This window comes from Stenotrophomonas sp. NLF4-10, assembly GCF_022359915.1.
GTDB lineage: Bacteria > Pseudomonadota > Gammaproteobacteria > Xanthomonadales > Xanthomonadaceae > Stenotrophomonas > Stenotrophomonas daejeonensis.
Map to the genome: position 1 here is coordinate 350001 of NZ_JAKSEE010000003.1, position 20105 is coordinate 370105.

The 20105-nt window shown below is 68.7% G+C and carries 12 protein-coding genes and 2 rRNA genes (1 of these 14 only partly in view); 7 read left to right on the top strand and 7 right to left on the bottom strand.

The genetic code is table 11. From position 1 onward, the window contains the following. Together MIC98_RS01635 and rrf are read left to right on the top strand one after the other, a co-directional pair. Positions 1–1707, top strand: a 23S ribosomal RNA gene (locus MIC98_RS01635); it begins 1172 nt to the left of the window's first position. Positions 1708–1820: 113 nt separating this feature from the next. Then, positions 1821–1935, top strand: a 5S ribosomal RNA gene (rrf, locus tag MIC98_RS01640). A gap of 263 nt (positions 1936–2198) precedes the next feature. On the opposite strand, the gene MIC98_RS01645 is transcribed toward rrf, so the two are convergent. The 4 genes from MIC98_RS01645 to MIC98_RS01660 form a co-directional block, all read right to left on the bottom strand. Continuing rightward, positions 2199–3074: a methylglyoxal synthase gene (locus MIC98_RS01645; protein WP_239735079.1), complete on the bottom strand. Its 876-nt coding sequence runs from the start codon at positions 3072–3074 to the stop codon at positions 2199–2201. 213 nt (positions 3075–3287) lie between these two features. After that, positions 3288–4733 (bottom strand): FAD-dependent oxidoreductase, encoded by a 1446-nt coding sequence (locus MIC98_RS01650; protein WP_239735080.1) that lies wholly within the window; start codon positions 4731–4733, stop codon positions 3288–3290. 115 nt (positions 4734–4848) lie between these two features. Then, on the bottom strand, positions 4849–9303 hold the full coding sequence (gene gltB / locus MIC98_RS01655) for a glutamate synthase large subunit (RefSeq protein WP_239735081.1): 4455 nt from the start codon (positions 9301–9303) through the stop codon (positions 4849–4851). 226 nt (positions 9304–9529) lie between these two features. After that, a complete protein-coding gene (locus MIC98_RS01660) occupies positions 9530–9880 on the bottom strand; it encodes an I78 family peptidase inhibitor (RefSeq protein WP_057639603.1) in 351 nt (116 codons plus the stop codon). Positions 9881–10043: 163 nt separating this feature from the next. Here MIC98_RS01660 and MIC98_RS01665 point away from each other — a divergent pair, with 163 nt between their 5' ends. The 3 genes from MIC98_RS01665 (at position 10044) to MIC98_RS01675 (ending at position 13446) form a co-directional block, all read left to right on the top strand. Next, positions 10044–11159, top strand: a complete 1116-nt coding sequence (locus tag MIC98_RS01665; RefSeq protein WP_057639583.1) for a saccharopine dehydrogenase NADP-binding domain-containing protein — start codon at positions 10044–10046, stop codon at positions 11157–11159. A gap of 85 nt (positions 11160–11244) precedes the next feature. Beyond that, the gene (locus tag MIC98_RS01670; protein ID WP_211258141.1) at positions 11245–11643 is read left to right on the top strand and encodes a BlaI/MecI/CopY family transcriptional regulator; all 399 of its coding nucleotides are present in this window, start codon (positions 11245–11247) and stop codon (positions 11641–11643) included. Positions 11644–11646: 3 nt separating this feature from the next. Then, a complete protein-coding gene (locus MIC98_RS01675) occupies positions 11647–13446 on the top strand; it encodes a M56 family metallopeptidase (protein ID WP_239735082.1) in 1800 nt (599 codons plus the stop codon). A 303-nt stretch (positions 13447–13749) separates the two neighbouring features. On the opposite strand, the gene MIC98_RS01680 is transcribed toward MIC98_RS01675, so the two are convergent. After that, positions 13750–14823 carry a ribonuclease H-like domain-containing protein gene (locus MIC98_RS01680; RefSeq protein WP_239735083.1) on the bottom strand — a complete coding sequence of 358 codons (1074 nt, stop codon included), beginning with the start codon at positions 14821–14823 and terminating at the stop codon, positions 13750–13752. Then, positions 14820–17306 (bottom strand): DEAD/DEAH box helicase, encoded by a 2487-nt coding sequence (locus tag MIC98_RS01685; RefSeq protein ID WP_239735084.1) that lies wholly within the window; start codon positions 17304–17306, stop codon positions 14820–14822. Before MIC98_RS01685 ends, MIC98_RS01680 begins: the two co-directional genes overlap by 4 nt. A 157-nt stretch (positions 17307–17463) precedes the next feature. On the opposite strand from MIC98_RS01685, the gene MIC98_RS01690 reads away from it, so the two are divergent. Beyond that, on the top strand, positions 17464–17916 hold the full coding sequence (locus MIC98_RS01690; protein ID WP_239737988.1) for a hypothetical protein: 453 nt from the start codon (positions 17464–17466) through the stop codon (positions 17914–17916). Between the two features lie 42 nt (positions 17917–17958). Here the strand turns inward: MIC98_RS01690 and MIC98_RS01695 are convergent, their stop codons facing one another. After that, on the bottom strand, positions 17959–19134 hold the full coding sequence (locus MIC98_RS01695) for a DUF3667 domain-containing protein (protein WP_239735085.1): 1176 nt from the start codon (positions 19132–19134) through the stop codon (positions 17959–17961). Between the two features lie 222 nt (positions 19135–19356). On the opposite strand from MIC98_RS01695, the gene tmk reads away from it, so the two are divergent. Next, positions 19357–20037, top strand: coding sequence for a dTMP kinase (gene tmk / locus MIC98_RS01700; protein ID WP_057639599.1), 681 nt, complete (start codon positions 19357–19359; stop codon positions 20035–20037). Positions 20038–20105: the final 68 nt, after the last annotated feature.

Consider the following 20105-nt stretch of genomic DNA (forward strand, 5'->3'; position numbering starts at 1 on the left):
GGAGCGTTCCGTAAGCCGGTGAAGGTGGATTGAGAAGTCTGCTGGAGGTATCGGAAGTGCGAATGCTGACATGAGTAACGATAATGCGGGTGAAAAACCCGCACGCCGAAAGCCCAAGGTTTCCTTGCGCAACGTTAATCGGCGCAGGGTGAGTCGGCCCCTAAGGCGAGGCAGAAATGCGTAGTCGATGGGAAGCAGGTTAATATTCCTGCACCTCGCGTAAGTGCGATGGAGGGACGGAGAAGGTTAGGTGTACCGGGCGTTGGTTGTCCCGGGGAAAGGCGGTAGGTTTGGAACTTTGGCAAATCCGGGTTCCTTCAAGACCGAGCACCGAGACGAGCCTTTTAGGCGAAGTCACTGATACCACGCTTCCAGGAAAAGCTCCTAAGCTTCAGCTTACGCAGACCGTACCGTAAACCGACACAGGTGGGTAGGATGAGAATTCTCAGGCGCTTGAGAGAACTCGGGTGAAGGAACTAGGCAACATGGCACCGTAACTTCGGGAGAAGGTGCACCCTCTTTGGTGGCCCATGCGGGTCAAAGCTGAGGAGGGTCGCAGTAACCAGGCCGCTGCGACTGTTTATCAAAAACACAGCACTCTGCAAACACGAAAGTGGACGTATAGGGTGTGACGCCTGCCCGGTGCTGGAAGGTTAATTGATGGGGTCAGCCGCAAGGCGAAGCTCTTGATCGAAGCCCCAGTAAACGGCGGCCGTAACTATAACGGTCCTAAGGTAGCGAAATTCCTTGTCGGGTAAGTTCCGACCTGCACGAATGGCGTAACGACAGCGGCGCTGTCTCCACCCGAGACTCAGTGAAATTGAAATCGCTGTGAAGATGCAGCGTTCCCGTGGCAAGACGGAAAGACCCCGTGAACCTTTACTATAGCTTTACACTGAACGTTGAGTTCGTCTGTGTAGGATAGGTGGGAGGCTATGAAACCATGACGCCAGTTGTGGTGGAGCCATCCTTGAAATACCACCCTGTCGTGCTTGACGTTCTAACCTGGGCCCGTAATCCGGGTCGGGGACCGTGTATGGTGGGTAGTTTGACTGGGGCGGTCTCCTCCTAAAGAGTAACGGAGGAGCTCGAAGGTACGCTCAGCGCGGTCGGACATCGCGCACTGTGTGCAAAGGCATAAGCGTGCTTGACTGCAAGATCGACGGATCAAGCAGGTACGAAAGTAGGACTTAGTGATCCGGTGGTTCTGTATGGAAGGGCCATCGCTCAACGGATAAAAGGTACTCCGGGGATAACAGGCTGATACCGCCCAAGAGTTCATATCGACGGCGGTGTTTGGCACCTCGATGTCGGCTCATCACATCCTGGGGCTGTAGTCGGTCCCAAGGGTATGGCTGTTCGCCATTTAAAGTGGTACGCGAGCTGGGTTCAGAACGTCGTGAGACAGTTCGGTCCCTATCTGCCATGGGCGTTGGAAGTTTGAGAGGGGCTGCTCCTAGTACGAGAGGACCGGAGTGGACGAACCTCTGGTGTTCCGGTTGTCACGCCAGTGGCATTGCCGGGTAGCTATGTTCGGAAGCGATAACCGCTGAAAGCATCTAAGCGGGAAGCGCGCCTCAAGATGAGACTTCCCGGGGCTCTAGCCCCCTGAAGGAACCATGTAGACTACGTGGTTGATAGGTCAGGTGTGTAAGTGCAGCAATGCATTGAGCTAACTGATACTAATGATCCGTGTGGCTTGACCATATAACCTCAAGTTGCCTTGGCCGACATGACATGTCGATAGAACCCAAGTGCACGCTACGTCACAAGTCCCTACGAGAGGCTGGCGCTGGAAACGGCGACCCTCCAACCCTCTCCCTGGTGAAATCAGCGCTGTGGAACCACCCGATCCCATCCCGAACTCGGAAGTGAAACGCAGCTGCGCCGATGGTAGTGTGGCTCAAGCCATGCGAGAGTAGGTCATCGCCAGGGGCTTTTCCTCCAAACCCCCGCTGCTCAAGCAGCGGGGGTTTGCTTTTGGGCGCCAAGCACACGCAGGCCAAGCTCCCGCGGGGAAACTACCGCCACCGCCTGTAGAGCCGGGCTTGCCCCGCTGAAGCTGGCTCGACAAAGCCCAGCGGGGCGAGCCCCACTCTACCGATGAAGCCGATGCCATCGTCCAGATAAGGTGAAATCGAAAGCTCAATCAACAACGGCGCCTTTCGGCGCCGTTGCTGTTTACCTCGCTGTGAAGCTCAACGCTGCTGCGGGCGTCGCCGGGCCGCGATGGCCCAACGGGCGGCGAGGTTGGGGGCCGTGATGCAGACCGCTTCGTCGGTCACCGTGGTCACCGCGCGTTCCAGCAGTTGGATGTCGGCTTCGTGCTGGCGGGCCACGTGCGGGTCCTCGAAGAAGATCGCCCGCTGGCAACGGCCTTCCAGCACGCGGTCGGCGATCTGCGCGTCGCCGCCGAGCGGGCCGCTCTGGAAGCGCTGGATCCACTCCTGCTCGCGCGGCCAACCGCGGCTCCACGCCAGTTCGTTCAGATGTTGCCCGGTGGTGCCGGTGCCGATGCGTTGGGCGAACCGCGAAAGCACGTCGAAATGCTCGGCGGCAAAGGCCAGCATCTGCGGCTTGCGGGCGTCGTGGGCGATCAGCGCCAGGGTCTGGTTGCCGAAGTCGTGCAGGCCGTCGGCACCGGGGTCGGCGGGCAGGCCGGCGTGGATGCGCTCCATCTCGACCCAATCGCGGGCGCTGGCCACGGTCGAGATGAAGGGCTTGCCGTGGATGACGCACTGGCGCTTCAGGGCGATGGCTTCGGGGAAGACCGAGGACGGGTCCACCGGGTCGATCAGGTAGATCGCGCCATCCAGCGTGCGCTCCGGCGCGCCCATGCCGACGATCTCGGCGACCAGCTTCATCAAGCCGCCTTCGCGGCCGTTGGGATAGCGCGTCAGGCCGGGCAGGCCACCGGCCGGCAGCGCGGCGAGGATGGCGTCATGGGTGCGACCGACGGCGTGCAACGCCACGCCGAGTTCGCGGATGCCGGTGGCGCTGGCGCGCAGCCAGCGGAACAGGGCGGCGTCGGCGCGTTCGTGGTGGAGGCGGTTGGCGGCCAGGCCGATGCGCATGGGGTTCTCGCTGGGGTTGGGGGTTTGAGTGTAAATCCTGGGGGAGTTTTCCTTCTCCCTTGAGGAGATAGCCCGGCAGGAATGCAGGTGCCCGAAGGGTGGGTGAGGAGTGAACGCTGTCCATAATGGTTAACTATCTGGACTCCGTTCGCCCCTCACCCCAACCCCTCTCCCGGTGGGAGAGGGGCTTTTGCTTCCCGGGGTTTGACCCTGTCAGTGCAGCAGCAGCTTGATGATGCTGGCAGCCGCGTCGCGGCCTTCGGCGACCGCGGTGACCACCAGGTCGGCGCCGCGAACCGCGTCGCCGCCGGCGAACAGCCTGGGGTTGTGGGTCTGGTAGGGCAGGCGGGTGCTGCCGCCGGCGACGATGCGGCCGTTGCCGGTGGCTTCCACGCCGTGCGAGCCCAGCCATTCCGGCAGGGTCGGCGAGAAGCCGAAGGCGATGATGACCACGTCCGCTTCCAGCAGCGATTCGGAACCGATGATCGGCTCGGCGTTGCGGCGGCCGTTGGCGTCGGGTTCGCCGAGCCGGGTTTCGACCACGGTGACGCCAATCACCTCGTCGTCGGCGCCGGCCTCGATCGACAGCGGCTGGCGGTTGAACAGGAAGCGCACGCCTTCCTCGCGGGCGTTGGCGACTTCGCGCGCCGAGCCGGGCATGTTGGCTTCGTCACGGCGATAGGCGCAGGTCACGCGTGCCGCGCCGAGGCGGATGGCGCTGCGCACGCAGTCCATGCCAGTGTCGCCACCGCCAAGGACCACCACGCGCTTGCCGGTCAGGTCAGGCAGGGCGATCTGGTCTTCCCAGCCGGCGATGGGCCGGCCCTGCGGGTCGGTGCCGCCGACGATGCGGCCGTTCTGCACGAGGAACGGCAGCGCCGGCAGCACGCCCTTCAGGTCCTGCCCGGGCAGGCCGCCGTCGGTGTAGCGGTAGGCACCGGTGCCGAGGAACACGGCGTCGAACTCGGTTTCCAGCTGTTCGATGCCGATATCGCGGCCGATCTCCACGCCGAGGCGGAATTGCACGCCCATGCCTTCGAGCACTTCGCGGCGCTTGGCGATCACGCTCTTGTCGAGCTTGAAGCTGGGGATGCCGAACTGCAGCAGGCCACCGATCTGCTCGTAGCGGTCGAACACCACCGCCTGCACGCCGGCACGCGCCAGCCGGTCGGCGCAGGCCAGGCCGGCCGGGCCCGCACCGACCACGGCCACGCGTTTGCCGGTGGCCTGCACGGCGTGCAGGTCCGGCTTCCAGCCGGTGGCCAGCGCGGTGTCGACGATGTACTTCTCGACCGCGCCGATGGTCACCGCGCCGAACTCCTCCAGCGTGCAACTGCCTTCGCACAGGCGGTCCTGCGGGCAGACCCGGCCGCAGACTTCCGGCAGCGGATTGGTCGAATGGCACAGCGTCGCCGCCTCGTGGATGCGGTCTTCCTGCACCAGTTGCAGCCACTGCGGGATGGCGTTGTGCACCGGGCACTTCCAGCTGCAGTACGGGTTGCCGCAGTCGAGGCAGCGGCCGGCCTGGTACTGCGCGTCGGCCTTGTCGAACTTGCCGTACAGCTCGCCCCAGTCGCCGGACGTGCGCAGTTCCACCGGGATGCGCTGCGGCATGGTGCGGGGCAGGTCGAGGTATTGGAAGGCGTGCTTTCGGGACATGGGGAAAGGCCGGGAATGGGGGAACGGGGAACAGGGAATGAAGCGTCATGCGGGCGGGGAGGGAAGCGGGAGGGAAAGGAGACGTTTCATTCCCCGTTCCCTGTTCCCGCCGCCGTCAGGCGGCCCTGCGCAGCGACTCGGCCAGCGATTCGATGCTGGCGGCCTTCGGTTTGACCAGCCAGAACTTGCCGACGTAGTCGCGGAACTCGTCGAGGATCTGCTGCGCCCAGATGCTGCCGGTCAGCTCGCGGTGGCGGCCGACCAGGGTGTGCAGGTGCTGGCGGTAGTTCTCGAAGCCCTCGCTGGAAATGCGGTGGATGTCGATCAGCTCGTGGTTGTAGCGGTCGACGAAGTCGCGGTCGATGTCCAGCACGTAGGCCAGGCCGCCGGTGAAGCCGGCGCCGAAGTTCTGCCCGACCTTGCCGAGCACGGCGACGATGCCGTCGGTCATGTATTCGCAGCAGTGGTCGCCGGCGCCTTCGATCACCGCCAGCGCGCCGGAATTGCGCACGCCGAAGCGCTCGCCGGCGCGGCCCGCGGCGAACAGCTCGCCGCCGGTGGCGCCGTACAGGCAGGTGTTGCCGACGATGGCGGTGTTGCGCGCCTCGAAGCGGGCGCCGCGCGGCGGGCGCACCACCAGCCGGCCGCCGGCCATGCCCTTGCCGACGTAGTCGTTGGCCTCGCCTTCCACTTCCAGGTTCAGGCCATCGACGTTGAACGCGCCCAGGCTCTGCCCGGCGGTGCCGCGGAAGCGCAGGTGCAGCGGGGCGTCGGCCATGCCGTGGTTGCCGTGCGCGCGGGCCACCGCGCCGGCCAGGCGGGTGCCGATGGAGCGGTCGGTGTTGTGGATCAGGAAGCGGTGCTCGCCGCCACGCTTGCGGGCGATGGCGTCGCCGAGCAGGTTGTCCATCTGCGTGGCCAGGCTGTCCGGCGACTGGTACAGGCGCTGCGCCGCGCAGTGCGCGCCGTCGTAATGGGCCGGGGCCAGCAGGCGTGAGAGGTCGAGCCTGACGCCTTCGCGCGGCTCCACCTCCAGCTGCTGCAACAGGTCGGTGCGGCCGACGATCTCGTCCAGCGAACGCGCGCCAAGATAGGCCAGCCACTGCCGCACCTCCCCGGCCAGCAGCCGGAAGAAGTTCTCCACCCGCTCGGGCTGGCCGGTGTAGTGGTGCTCGCGCAGGCGCTCGTCCTGCGTGGCCAGGCCGGTGGCGCAGTTGTTGAGGTGGCAGATGCGCAGGTACTTGCAGCCCAGCACGATCATCGGCGCGGTGCCGAAGCCGAAGCTGTCCGCGCCCAGCAGCGCGGCCTTGACCACGTCCAGCCCGGTCTTCAGGCCGCCGTCGGTCTGCAGGATGGTCCGCCCGCGCAGGTCGTTGCCGACCAGCGCCTGGTGCGACTCGGCCACACCCAGTTCCCACGGCACGCCGGCATAGCGGATCGAGCTGATCGGCGAGGCGCCGGTGCCGCCGTCGTGGCCGGACACGGTGATCAGGTCCGCGCCGGCCTTGACCACGCCGGCGGCAATGGTGCCGACGCCGGCATGCGAGACCAGCTTCACCGACACCAGCGCTTCCGGGTTGACCTGCTTGAGGTCGTAGATCAGCTGCGCGAGGTCCTCGATCGAATAGATGTCGTGGTGCGGCGGCGGCGAGATCAGGCCGATGCCGGGCCTGGCGTAGCGCAGCCGCGCGATCAGCTCGTTGACCTTGTGCCCGGGCAGCTGGCCGCCTTCGCCGGGCTTGGCGCCCTGGGCGACCTTGATCTGCAGCACTTCGGCATTGACCAGGTATTCGGCGGTGACGCCGAAGCGGCCCGACGCCACCTGCTTGATCTTGCTGCGCTTGTCGGTGCCGTAGCGCACCGGGTCTTCGCCGCCTTCGCCGGAGTTGGAGCGGCCGCCGAGGCGGTTCATCGCGATCGCCAGCGCCTCGTGCGCCTCCGGCGACAACGCGCCCAGCGAGATCGCGGCGGTGTCGAAACGCTTGAACAGCGATTCGACCGGTTCCACCTCGTCCAGCGGCACCGGCACGGCGGCCGGCTTGAGCTGCAGCAGGTCGCGCAGCGCCGAGGCCGGGCGCGCGTGCACCGCCTCGCAGTAGCGTTGCCAGTCGGCGGCGTCGCCGCTGCGCGCTGCGCGCTGCAGGGTCATCACCACGTCCGGGTTGTACATGTGGTACTCGCCGCCGTGCACGTACTTGAGCAGGCCGCCGACCTCGGTGGGCACCTGCTCGTTCCAGGCGCGCACGGTGAGCTCGCGCGCCTCGGTGTCCAGCCGCGCCAGGCCGACGCCGCCGATGCGCGCGGTGGCGTCGGGGAAGCACAGGTCGATCACGTCCGGGTCCAGGCCGATGATCTCGAACAGCTGCGCGCCGCGGTAGCTGGCGACGGTGCAGATGCCCATCTTGGAGATGATCTTGGACAGGCCCTTGTAGATGCCCTTGCGGTAGCTGCGGCCGATCTGCGAGACCTCGCCGCCCTTCTTCAATTGCAGGATGCCGCGGCGGCCGAGGTCGAACAGGGTCTGGTAGGCCAGATACGGGTACACCGCGGTGGCACCAAAACCGAGCAGGCAGGCCATGTGGTGCGCGTCGCGCGCGGTGCCGGTCTCGATGATCAGGTTGACGTCGCAGCGCAGGCCCACCTTCGACAGGTGGTGGTGCACCGCGCTGGTGGCCAGCAGCGCGTGCGCCATCGGTCGCTCCGGCACCGGGTAGCGGTCGGACAGCAGCAGCATCACCACGCCCTCGCGCGCGGCCTGCTCGCACTGCGCGCAGATGCGCTCGATGCCGGCCTTCAGCCCTTCCTCGACGCCGTAGGACAGGTCGATCAGCCGGTTCTTCTCGACGTACTGCTCCATCTTCAGCAGCTGCCGCAGCTTGCGCTGGCTGAGCACCGGCGAGTTGAGGATGACGTGGTTCACCGTCTCCGGGCCGGCGTGGAAGATGTTGGTCTCGCGGCCGAGCTGGGTGGTCAGCGACATCGCGCACTCTTCGCGCAGCGGGTCGATCGGCGGGTTGGTGACCTGCGCGAACGCCTGCCGGAAGTAGTCGTACAGCGGCCGCGTGCTGCGGCTGAGCACGGCGATGGGGGTGTCGTCGCCCATCGAGCCGGTGGCTTCCTGGCCGATCTCGGCCAGCGGCCGCAACACCTGGTCCACTTCCTCGGCGGTGAGCTGGTACAGCTTGTGGTAGCTGCGCAGCGTGGCCTCGTCGAACGGCTCCTCGGCCAGCGACGGGTCGATCAGTTCGGTCTGCAGCCAGGTCACGCCCTGGTGCAGCCACTGCTTGTACGGCGCGCGCGCGCGGTTGATGCGGTCGATGGCGTCCGAGTCGAGCAGGTCGCCGCGCTTGAGGTCGATGGCCATCATTTCGCCCGGCCCGAGCTTGCCCTTGCGCACCACGCGCTCGGTCGGCACTTCCCACACCCCTGCCTCGGAGGCGACGAGGAAGTGGCGGTCGGAGGTGAGCAGCCAGCGTGCCGGGCGCAGGCCGTTGCGGTCCAGGGTGCAGGCGGCGTAGCGGCCGTCGCAGGCGACGATGCCGGCCGGGCCGTCCCACGGCTCGGTGTTCAGGCCGTGGAATTCGTAGAACGCGGCCAGGTCGGCGTCCTTGAATTCCAGCGATTGCGTCGCCGGCGGCACCAGGATGCGCAGCGCCTGGATCAGCTCCATGCCGCCGGCCACCATCAGCTCCAGCATGTTGTCCATGCTCTGCGAGTCCGAGCCGTGCATCGAGATCACCGGGTCGAACTCGGCGATGTCGAACTTCGGCGTCTTCCACACCTTGCTGCGCGCCTGCGCCCAGTGGCGGTTGCCCTCGATGGTGTTGATCTCGCCGTTGTGGGCGAGCAGCCGGAACGGGTGCGCCAGCGGCCAACGCGGCATCGTGTTGGTGGAAAAGCGCTGGTGGAACACCACCACCGACGAGGCCAGTTCGTGGCGCTGCAGGTCCGGGTAGAAGGTCGAAAGCTTGTCCGGCAGCACCATGCCCTTGTAGCTGATGGCCTCGGCGCTGAGCGTGGTGACGTAGTAGTCGGCCACGTCGCGCAGGTTCTGCTCGCTGCGGCGGCGGGCGAGGAACAGCGCCAGCGCGAACGGCTCGGCGCCTTGGCCGGCGCCGGCATCGACGAACACCTGCTCGACCCGCGGCAGCGTGGCGCGCGCCAGTTCGCCGCAGACGCTGTCGTCGGTGGGCACCACGCGCCAGCCGCGCGGCTGGCAACCGGCGTTGCGCAGCTGCGTGTCCAGCTCGTCGCGGCAGCGTTGCGCCTCGCCCGCGTCGTGCGGCAGGAACACCACGCCGGCGGCGAAGTTGGGGCCAACTTGCAGGCCGGCTTCCTCGGCCAGCCGCCGCAGGAAGGCGGTGGGCTTGCGCAGCAGCAGGCCGCAGCCGTCGCCGGTGAGGCCGTCGGCGGCGACGCCGCCGCGGTGGGTCATGCGCGAGAGCGCGGCGATGGCGGTGTCGACGAGAAGGCGGGAAGGCTGGTCGTCCAGCTGCGCGACCATGCCGAAGCCGCAGGCGTCGCGTTCGTCCCGTGGGTCGTAGAGCCCCTGGCGGTTGCGGAGGGTCATCTGTGCCTCAGTGCGATGTCAGGTGAGCGGCGACACCTCTCCCTCGTCCATCGCGCCATGCCATGCACGGCGGTGTTGCTTGCACGTGCACGGCATGCCCGTCACTGGAGCGCAGCGTTGAGGCCACCGGATGCGCTCGACTAGATCATGGATGCTGCGACGCCGCAATACATCGTTGCGGCGGCAACCAAAGCCTTGCCCTGCAAGGCTTTGGCCGCTGCGGCGATCAACCGCAGCGAACCCCGCTGACCAGGTTCTTCTCGTCCACCTCGATGTTCAGGCGCTCGCCCAGGTACTCCAGGGTGATCATCTGGTCGGGCTTGAGCTGGCGTACTTGGCCGGCACCGGCGTCCTGCCGGGCCTGCTCGGCCAGTTCGTCCGTATATGCCTGGCCGACCAGCCCCTGCACTTGGCTGGCGTCGCAGCTGCCCACCGGCGGCGGCGTGGCGGCGGCGTCGGGATCGGGCGTGGCGGCTTCGGCCGCGGCCTGCTGGGCCTGGTCCAGCGCCCGGTCCTGCTCTTCCGGGACCGGGCCGTTGCAGGCGGCCAGGAGCAGGGCCAGCGCGGTGGCCGCCATCAGGGCGAGGGCGCGGCGCGGGCCGCGGATGGTCGATGGGAAATGCATCAAGGGCTCCACAGCGGAATGGGGATGGCCCAAGGATAGGACAGGAGCGCGGAGCGGTGCGCGAACGCGCGGCGCAGGCCGATAATCGCGCTGGATTCGTCGCATTGGAGGGGTGATGCCGCAGCCGGACGCTTGTCGTGTGCTGGTACTGGGGGGATACGGGCATTTCGGCGCGCGCATCGTGCGTGCGCTGGCGTCGTCGCCGTGGCTGCGGGTGATCGCGGCCGGGCGCCATCCCGAGGCGGCCGCGCGCCACCTGCCCGGCGTCGACCTGTCGCGCATCGAGCTGTGCCGGCTGGACGTCGCCGCCGCCGATTTCCCGGCGCAACTGGCCGCCACCGGTGCCGCGCTGGTGATCCACACCGCCGGGCCGTTCCAGGGGCAGGGCTACGACGTCGCGCAGGCGTGTCTGCAGGCCGGCATGCACTACATCGACCTGGCCGATGGCCGTGCCTTCGTGCGTGACTTCCCCGCGCAGCTGGACGCGGTGGCGCGGCAGGCCGGGCGCTGCGCGATCAGCGGCGCCAGCACGCTGCCGGCGCTGTCCAGCGCGGTGGTCGATGCGCTGCGCGGGCGCTTCGACGTGTTGCAGGCCATCGACATCGTGATCGCCCCGGCGCAGGCCACGCCGCTGGGCATGGCCACGGTGCGCGCGGTGCTGTCTTACTGCGGCAAGCCGTTCCAATGCTGGGTCGACGGGCGCTGGCAGCGAGTGACCGGCTGGGCCGGCCCGCAGCCGGTGACGTTCGCGCGCATCGCCCCGCGCCTGGCCTCGCCCTGCGACGTGCCCGACCACGACCTGCTGGTGCAGCGCCACCCCGGCGTGCAGACGGTGCGCTTTCGCGCCGCATTGGAGCTGCCGCTGCTGTCGCGGTGCCTGGCCGGCATCGCCTGGCTGCGCCGCCACGGCCTGCCATTGCCGATGGCAGCGCTGGCCGGCGTGTTCGCCCGCGCCGGGCGCTGCTTCGACCGCTTCGGCAGCGACCTGGGCGGCATGCGCGTGACCCTGCGCGGATTGCGCGACGGCGTCGAGCACACCCTGCATTGGGACCTCACCGCGCCGATGCTGCACGGTCCGGAAATCCCCACCTTCGCCGCAGTGCTGCTGGCGCGCCGGCTGGCCGCCGGCGAGCCGCTGCCGGTGGGTGCACATGCCTGCATGGGCCTGCTGACGCTGGCCGAGTTCGAGGAAGAGTTCGCCCGCTGGCGGATCGACAGCACCGTTTCCTGACGCCGCCGGCCCGACGAAGGTCGCCCCGCCCTCCGGGCTATTGACTACATTTGTCGTCACCGCTACCGTGACGACAAATGTAGTCATGGAGCCGGGCATGCGCCGCAAGACCATCGGGGACCAGGAACTGGCCCTGCTGCACTACCTCGGGGAGAACCAGCCGGCCAGCGTCGGCGAAGTGGCCGCCGGTTTCGGCGAGTCGCGCGGGCTGGCCCGCTCCACCGTGCTGACCATGATGGAGCGCCTGCGGGCAAAGGGTTACCTGCGGCGCGCGCAGCACGCCGGCGTCTACCGCTACGAGGCCACCGCCGGGCAGCAGGAAGTGGTGAACAGCGCGGTCGGCAGCTTCGTCGAGAAGACCCTGCAGGGCTCGATCTCGCCGTTCGTGGCATGGATGTCGGAAAAGGCCGAGGTCAGCGACGACGAGCTGGCCGAACTGCAGGCACTGGTCAGCCGGCTGCAATCGCAGCGCCGCGAGGACTGAACCATGGACACCCTGCTCGAACTGCTTGGCAACCGCCTGCTGGCCACCAGCGTGCAGACCGTGGCGCTGGCCGCCGTGGTATGGCTGCTGTGCCGCTGCGTGCGGCGCCTGCCGGCCGCCACCCAGTGCGGCCTGTGGTGGCTGGTGGCGTTGCAGGCGGTGCTGGGCCTGCTGTGGGCCGCGCCGCTGGAACTGCCGGTGCTGCCGGCCGTGGAAGCCGCGCAGTTGGTGCAGCAGGCCGCGCCGGCGCCGGCTGACGCCGCGGCACCGTTGGTGGTGATGACGCCGCTGCCACTGGAAAGCGGCTGGTCGTGGCTGCACGTGGCAATGGCGCTGTGGCTGGCCGGGGTGGCGGTGATGGCGCTGCGGACCGCTTCGGCATGGCGCGCCAGTCGTGCCCTGTTGCGCATGGCGCGACCCTGCGACGACCGCCGCCTGGATGCCGCGTTGCAGCTGGCGGCCGAGGCGCACGGCCTGCGCCGCGCGCCGCGGCTGATGCTCAGCGCGGCCATCGATTCGCCGCAGCTGGTCGGCCCGTGGCAGCCGGTGCTGCTGCTGCCGGCGCGCGGCCTGCAGCGCATGGGCGACGACGACCTGGACATGGCCCTGACCCACGAGCTGGTGCACCTGCAGCGCCGCGACCTGTGGTGGGGGTTGCTGCCGGCGCTGGCCCAGCACTTGTTCTTCTTCCATCCGCTGGTGCACCTGGCCGCGCGCGAATACGCGATTGCCCGCGAAGCGGCGGTGGATGCGGCGGTGGTCGCCGGCGACCGCCATTGCCGCCAGCACTACGGACGCCTGCTGCTGCAGCTGGGCGTCGCCCCGCGGCCCGGTGCCGGCCTTGCCAGCGCCTCGCCGACCTTCCTCAGCCTCAAGCGGAGACTGCTCATGTTGCAGAACACATCCTCCTTCCCGCGCGTGGGCGCGGGCCTGATCGTCGCCGCGGTGGCTTTGGCCGGCGTACTGCCGATGCGGCTGGTCGCCATGCCGGTGCCGCCCGCCCCGCCGGCACCGCCCGCGGCACCCATCGCCCCGGCCGCTCCCGCGGCCCCGGTCGCCGGCACGTCGGTACTGAACACCGTGATATCGGCCGGCGCCGCGCCCGCCGCGGTTCCCGCACCGCCGCCGCCGGCCGTCCCGCCGCCGCCACCAGCTCCCCCTGCGCCGCCGGCCCCGCCGCTCGATGCGCAGGGCGTGATCCACCTCTCCAGCGATGCGAGCCGCAACGGCTACGTGCTGCTGAAGGACAACCACAGCATCATGAACGGCTCCAGCGCCGACCTGCAGCAGGCACGGCAGCTGGACGACGGCAACGGCGTGCTGCTGCTGCGCCGCGACGGGCAGGCGTATGTCGTGCGCGATGCCGATACGCTGTCGCACTTCCAGCAGGCGTTCGCCGAAACCTCGCGGCTGGGCGAGGCACAGGGCCGGCTTGGCGAGCAGCAGGGCCGGTTGGGCGAGCGCCAGGGCGAGATCGGTGCGCAGATGGGCGAAATCGGCGCCCGCATCGGGGCCATCGCCGCCCGGCAGGCGCAACTGGCACTGTCCCGCGACGACGGCGCGGTCCTGCGCAAGGCGGCCGAGGACGCGCGCCGCGAAGCGGAAAAGGCGCGCGCGGAAATGGACAGCCCGGCCATGCGTGCCGAAATGGAAACGCTGGCGCGCCAGCAGGCCGAACTCGGCAAGCAGCAGGCCCGGCTGGGCAAGCAGCAGGCGGAGGCCAGTGCGCGCGCACGGCGCGAGGTGGAGGCGATGATCCGGAAGGCGATTCGCGAGGGCGTTGCCGAGCCGGTCAGCGGTTGAAATCAAGGCGCGGGGTGGAATAAAGCCCCTCTCCCTCCGGGGCGATGCCGCACGGCTTACGCGCCACTGGCGCGTGTGCGGTTGAGCGCCCACGCCGCTGGCGTGGGCCGGGGCACGGAGTGGGGGTTGGGGTGAGGGGCGAACGGAGTACAGAGGGTTCAAACATCATGGACTTCGCTCGCCCCTCATCCGCCCTTCGGGCACCTGCATTCGGCACATCCCTGTGCCTCACCCTTCGGGCGGCTTCGCCGTGCAGCTTGGCAATCCTGCCAAGCTGTCTCCCGACGGGAGAAGGAAAAGCCATTACTCCGCCTCGGCCCGCACCAACTGCAGGAACAACTGCGCCAGCGTCACCACGTCCTGGTGGTTGTGTTCGCCGACGCGGCGCAGGTTGCGCGCGCTGCCGCCGCGCAGGTAATCCAGCCACGCGGCCGGCGCCTCCGAGCCGGGCAGGTCGTCCTCGCGCTGGATGCGCAGCAGCTGGCGTTCGATGGTCGCCAGCCGGCAGTTCTCCCAGGTGCCGCGGTAGCGGCGGCGGGTGGGGAACAGCAGGTCCACGTGGTCCAGCGCGGAGAGCGGGTCGCCACGCCGCGCCAGCCGGTAGCGGGTCTTGAGCAGCGGTGCGTCGTAGCAGCGGCCGTTGTAGCTGGACAGCACCGTGGTCGGCGCCAGCCAGCCGGCGAACGTCTCCAGCATCGCGCGTTCCGCACCCAGCGTGGCCATCAGCAGCTGGCGCACGCGCAGGCCTTCGCCGTGCGTGGCGTCGCGCTGCCAGTCGGCCGCGCCGATCATGAAGGCGCGGGTGCCGGTGCCGCCGGCCAGCCCCGTGGTTTCGGTGTCGAAGAACAGCATGTCGCGCGGCTGCACGCTTTCGTCCGGGCGCTTGCTGAAGGCCAGCGACAGCGGCTGCGCGGGGATGGGCTGCGGCAGGAAGGCTTCGATCAGGTGCAGGCCGGGCGCGATCTCGGTGCCGGGCAGGTCGCGGTCGAGGGGGCCGCGTTCGGTACGTGGCACGGGCGCGATGGCGCGGTTGCGGGTGGCCAGCAGGCGGCGCAGGGCGTTGCCGTCCGGTGCGCGACGTGGCTTGTGCTGGATGTTTTCCACCCAGCCGAACACCGATGCCTCGCGCGTGGATTGCCTCGGCTGTTGTAGGAGTGGGGCCGGCATGCCGGCTCCGGCCAGTCGCGAAGCCGATGAATCTGCCGAGGCCGGCGAATTGCCGGATGTATCCGGAGAAACGGGCATTACCTCGGATTCCGGCTGTATCGGCTTCGCGACTGGCGGCGCTCCTACAACGGCAGGTGCAGCGGCAGCGGGTGCATCCGTATGCCCCGCCTGCTTCCGCAGCGCCTTCAGCTTGTCCAGGCTGATGCTCATGGCAACAGGTCGAGCGCCTCGTCGGCGGGTATGGCGGCCGGCACCTGCCCGCAGCGCTCGTCGGAAAGCAGCGACAACACATTCAACGCCAGCGAACGTGGCGTCTCGCCACCACCTTCCTCCTGCGCAGCCAGCACCGGGCCGACGCAGGCCGGGCAGCCGGCGTTGCAGTCGCAGCGCTCCACCAGTTCCAATGCGCGCTGCACCAACTCGCCTTGACGCTGCCACAGCGGCTCGCTCAGGCCCACGCCACCGGGGAAGTTGTCGTACAGATACACCGTGGGCACGAAGCTCTGCATCAGCTCCACCGCGCCGTCGCCACCCTCGTTGCCGCGCAACTGGCCGCGGCCGCTCTGGTCGGCCACCGCGAACCATGCGCCATCGCCGTTGCCCACCGCCTTCTGCAAATCGCGCGCATCGGCCATCACCGCCACGGTGGCGACGATGTGCAGCGCATAGGCCGCGCCGAGGAAGCCGTCCAGCGCATCCTGCTTCTGCGCGAACGCGCGCAGCAGCGTGGCCTGCGGCAACTGCCACCACACCGCGGTGGTGTGCAGTTCCTGGTCGGGCAGGTTGACCGGGCCGTAGCCGATGTTCTCGTGCGTGTAGTAGCGGATCTTCTTGTAGCCGGCCACGCGTCGCACCACGTGCACCTCGCCGTGGTGCGAGTCGCCGCGCCCGGCGCCATCGCCGTCGAAGCGGTCCAGCACCTTGAGCTTGGTGAAGTCGATGCTGTCGGTGTAGTAATCCACGTGCGTGCGGGTGACGTAGGCCTTGCGCCCGTCCCAGTCCAGCCGCTCCACCTGGTAGGGCGTGCTCTGCACCATATGGATCGCGCCTTCGTACAAGGTAAGCGCGGCGGTGGAGTAGTCCACCTCGGCGATGATCTGCTGCTTGCCGTCGCTGCGGTCCACCACCACGAAGTTGCCGTCGGCCACCGCGCGCAGGCTCACCGCGTTGGCCGGGTAGCTGTCGGCGATCCACTCCCAGCGCTCGCCCTCCTGGTGCACCACCTCGCTCTCGGCCAGCGCCTGCAGGAACACCAGCGGGTCGATCGGCCCGAACGGTTCGCCGCTCATGAACGGCAGCTCGAACGCGGCGCAGCGGATGTGGTCGAACAGGATCAGCGGCTGGTCCGGCGCGGTGCGCGCATGCTCGGGCGTGGCGCTGGCGAAGAAATCCGGGTGGCGCACGACGTACTGGTCCAGCGGCTGGCTGCTGGCGACCATCACCCCGAGCGCGGCCTGCTGGCGGCGGCCGGCGCGACCGAAGCGCTGCCACGTCGCCGCCACGCTGCCGGGGTAGCCGTTGAGCACCACCACGTCGAGCGCGCCGATGTCCACGCCCAGCTCCAGCGCCGAGGTACTGACGATGCCATCGATGTCGCCGGCCCGCATCGCCCGCTCCACCTCGCGGCGCTCGGTGGGCAGGTAACCACCGCGATAGGCGCGGATGCGCGCCGGCTTGCGCGGGTCGTTGTCGAAGATATCCTTCAGGTACTTGGTCAGCACCTCCACCATCAACCGCGTCTGCGCGAACACCAGCGTCTTCAGCCCGCTCTTGATCGCGATGCGGGCGATGCGGTTGGCCTGCGAGCGCGCCGAGGCGCGCAGGCCGAGGTCGGGGTTGATGACCGGTGGGTTCCACAACAGCACGTGCTTGGGCCCGCTGGGCGCGCCGGATTCGGTGATCGCGTGCACCCGCTCCTCGACCAGTGCCTCGGCGTGCGCGTGCGGGTTGCCGATGGTGGCCGAGCACAGGATGAACTGCGGTTGCACGCCGTAGAACGCGCAGATGCGCTTGAGCCGGCGGATCACGTTGGTGACGTGGCTGCCGAACACGCCGCGATAGGTATGGATCTCGTCGATCACCACGTAACGCAGGTTCTCGAAGAACTGCGCCCACTTGGTGTGGTGCGGCAGGATCGCCTGGTGCAGCATGTCCGGGTTGCTGACCACGATGTCGCCGTGCAGGCGGATCGCCTGCCGCGCATCGCCCGGGGTGTCGCCGTCGAAGGTGAAGGCGCGCACGCCCAGCTCGCCGGCGCGGTTCAGTTCCAGCAGCTCGGCCACCTGGTCCTGCGCCAGCGCCTTGGTCGGGAACAGGTACAGGGCTTTCGCATTGCCGGCCATCGCTGCGCTCACCACCGGCAGCGTGTAGCACAGCGACTTGCCTGACGCGGTGGGGGTGACGATGGCGACGTGTTCGCCACGCTGCGTCGCCGCCCACGCTTCGGCCTGGTGCGAATACAGCTGCCCGATGCCGCGCGCCTGCAACGCCGCTTTAAGTGCATCGGGCACGTCATCGGGAATCGGCGCGTAACGGCCCTCGCGGCCGGGAATCGTGAAGCTGCCCGTCACCCGGTCGCCGTAGCGCTTCGCCAGTCGCTTGCCGAGCAAGGCACCGTCGCGCGAGGGCAGGCCGTCGGTGGTCGCCAGCGCCCGTTCGCTGGCTTCGGTGCGGGGAGCGAGGGAAAACGCCATGCCGGTACTGCCGATCAAAGGACGGCATGGAAGCACACCGGCGTCTCATCCCGTGAGACGGCCGGTTGCCAACGAAATCCGAATCCGCCGTCCGTAAACTGCCGGCCCGGCATGCAGGATGGAGACGGCAACGGTGAAGGCGGGTGGATGGCGGTCGATGGCGCTGGCCGGCACGATGCTGATCGGCGTGGCACAGGCGCAGCAGGCGCTGCCGGAACAGCCTGCGGCGGTCGCCGGGGATGCATTCCGGCCCACGCCGGCCGAAGGCGACGTCACCACCCTGGGCGAGGTGCGCGCGCTCAAGCCCGAGGACGATCAGCCACTGGACCTGTACCGCTTCAGGAACCCGGTGCAGGTGGAGGACAACCGCTTCAGCCGTTCATGGAGCGAGCCGCCCACGCCGGAGCAGGTCAGCCTGAGCGGCGGCTACCTGATGATGGGCATCAACTACGGCCTGATGGCTGCCGCAAAGGGCCTGCACAAGCTCAGCAACGGCCGCGACCAGATCCAGTCCGCCGTCGCCCGCCCGCCACCGGAGCTGAGCGAGCAGCAGCGCCTTCGCGCGCTGCGCTTCTGCCGGCAGCAGGAAGGCTGCACAGGGGGCGATTGACCCGGTGCCCGCCCAGCGCGCCGCACCGCCGCGGGTTTGTCCTCAGGCGGAAACGCCGGCCAGCACCGCGTACATCACCACGGCGATCACCAGGAACAGGTAGACGCCGCCGATGAAGAGGTAGCGCAGCATCGTCAGCACCGGGTTGCCGCCGTAGACGCGCTGCTGCATCCAGAACAGGTAGACCGGCACCGCCAGCCACAACAGCACGTACAGCCAGCCGCCGAGGGTACTGACCACGGAGTTGCCGATGGCGCCACTGATGCCGGCCACCGCGAAGGTCGCCAGCAGCACCAGCATCAGCCAGCTGTGGCTGTACAAGGCGACCACCAGGTGTTCGAGGTAGCCGGTCGGCCGTCGCAGGTAGGCCACGCGCAGCACCAGCGCGAACACCGGCATCAGCAGGAACAGCGCGCCGGGCAGGGCGGTCAGGACCGCCTGCAGGAACAGAACGGGGTTGCCGTCCATGCGCTCCAGGTTGGCGCGGGTGTTCGCCATGCGCTGGTTGAGCCAGCGATCGGCGAACCCCGGCCAGCCGGCCAGCACCACCGGGTTGGTCTGCGGGTCCCACGGCTTGCCGTTGACGTCGTGGCTGAACAACTGCCCGGTGCGGCCATCGCTGGCGCGCGCCGCCGCCTCGCCGGCGCGCGCCACGGCCGAGCCGCTGGTGCTCCGGGTGTCTTCCAGTTCGGCCAGGCGCCGTGCGGCGGCGGTGTTGATTGCGGTCATGGCCAAGGCGAGGCTCGCGGTGTCACCGGGCGAGCCCCCCAGTGCGCGCTCCATCTCCGCCACCTGCGCCGCGCGCAGCCGTTCTACCTCGTCCGCGGTTTGCGCCGGTGCGAACAGCCCGGCCTGCCGGTCGAACACGACCGCCCCCTCGGCATGCAGCATCAGCTTGCCAACGAAGAACGTGAACAGGGTGAGGATGACGAACAGCCGCAGTGGCTGCACGTAGCCTACCCGGTGGCCCCTGAGGAAATTCACCGCCACCCGGCCGGGTACCAGCAGGTCGCGCAGGGTGCGGAAGATGCGCCCGTCCAGGTGCCAGAACGACTCGAACACCTCCTCCACCGCGTGCCCGAAGTGCTTGAGCGGGTTGTGCGCGGATTGCCCGCAGTGGTGGCAGTAATGGCCGTTCAGCGCGGCATGGCAGTTCTCGCAGCTGCCGTGCTCGGGCGCGGCGGCAACGGCGGGCGGATTGTCGCGGGTCGGGTTCATGGAGGACACGGCGGATGGCGAAGCGCCACACGATAACGGCGATTGCCGGCCGGGTCAGCTGCGTGGGTTGCGGCGCACCACGCCCCTGCGTCCATATGTGAAGAAATGGAAGCCGGACCGCAGGAGCGCTCCGCGGAGATTCCTTCATGGCTGCTGGCGCATGCCGATTGCGGCGGCGTGGAAACGGTGGGTGCGTTGGGCGGCTTCGGCTACAGTAGCGCGATGACGAAAGAGCACATTCCCGGCGGCCTGCTGATCGCCATCGAGGGCATCGATGGTGCCGGCAAGTCCACGCTGGCGCGCCGGCTGGCCGACATCCTGGAGCAGGCCGGCGCCGAGGTGGTGCTGAGCAAGGAGCCGACCAACGGGCCGTGGGGCACGCAGTTGCGGGCCTCGGCCGCCACGGGCCGGCTGAGCCCGGAACAGGAGGTGGAGCTGCTGCTGCGCGACCGCCGCCAGCATGTGGAGGAACTGGTCCTCCCGGCGCTGCAGCGCGGCGCGGTGGTGATCCTCGACCGCTATTTCCCGTCGATGGTGGCCTATCAGGGCGCGGCCGGGTTGCCGGTGGACGAGCTGCTACGCCTGAACGACTTCGCGCCGCGCCCGCATCTGCTGCTGCTGCTCGACCTGCCGCCGGAAACCGGGCTGGCGCGCATCCGTGCCCGCGGCGACGTGCCCAACCACTTCGAGACGGCGCAGAACCTGGAGCGCTGCCGCGCGATCTTCCGGCAGCTGGACATCGCCGGCAAACAGGTGATCGACGCCAGCCACGACGAAGCACAGGTGCTGCGCGAGGCGCATGCAGCCATCGCCGCGGCGCTGGCCCGGCGCCTCGGGAGCGACGGCAAGTCGCCGGAAAACGCGCGCAGGCTCGAACGCCTGAGCGCCGCCGACCTCGGTTGAGGCGGCACCCGCCGGGAGCCGCAGCCATGCCCTTCGGCCCATGCGTGGGCCGGGGCGCGCGGACACGA

Bases quoted from the DNA above. Each gene is read 5' to 3' on its own strand.
- MIC98_RS01645 (WP_239735079.1), bottom strand. From the start codon at position 3,074: ATGCGCATCGGCCTGGCCGCCAACCGCCTCCACCACGAACGCGCCGAC.
- MIC98_RS01660 (WP_057639603.1), bottom strand. From the start codon at position 9,880: ATGGCGGCCACCGCGCTGGCCCTGCTCCTGGCCGCCTGCAACGGCCCG.
- MIC98_RS01665 (WP_057639583.1), top strand. From the start codon at position 10,044: ATGCCGCAGCCGGACGCTTGTCGTGTGCTGGTACTGGGGGGATACGGG.
- MIC98_RS01650 (WP_239735080.1), bottom strand. From the start codon at position 4,733: ATGTCCCGAAAGCACGCCTTCCAATACCTCGACCTGCCCCGCACCATG.
- MIC98_RS01695 (WP_239735085.1), bottom strand. From the start codon at position 19,134: ATGAACCCGACCCGCGACAATCCGCCCGCCGTTGCCGCCGCGCCCGAG.
- MIC98_RS01670 (WP_211258141.1), top strand. From the start codon at position 11,245: ATGGAGCCGGGCATGCGCCGCAAGACCATCGGGGACCAGGAACTGGCC.
- tmk (WP_057639599.1), top strand. From the start codon at position 19,357: ATGACGAAAGAGCACATTCCCGGCGGCCTGCTGATCGCCATCGAGGGC.
- gltB (WP_239735081.1), bottom strand. From the start codon at position 9,303: ATGACCCTCCGCAACCGCCAGGGGCTCTACGACCCACGGGACGAACGC.
- MIC98_RS01685 (WP_239735084.1), bottom strand. From the start codon at position 17,306: ATGGCGTTTTCCCTCGCTCCCCGCACCGAAGCCAGCGAACGGGCGCTG.
- MIC98_RS01680 (WP_239735083.1), bottom strand. From the start codon at position 14,823: ATGAGCATCAGCCTGGACAAGCTGAAGGCGCTGCGGAAGCAGGCGGGG.
- MIC98_RS01675 (WP_239735082.1), top strand. From the start codon at position 11,647: ATGGACACCCTGCTCGAACTGCTTGGCAACCGCCTGCTGGCCACCAGC.
- MIC98_RS01690 (WP_239737988.1), top strand. From the start codon at position 17,464: ATGGCGCTGGCCGGCACGATGCTGATCGGCGTGGCACAGGCGCAGCAG.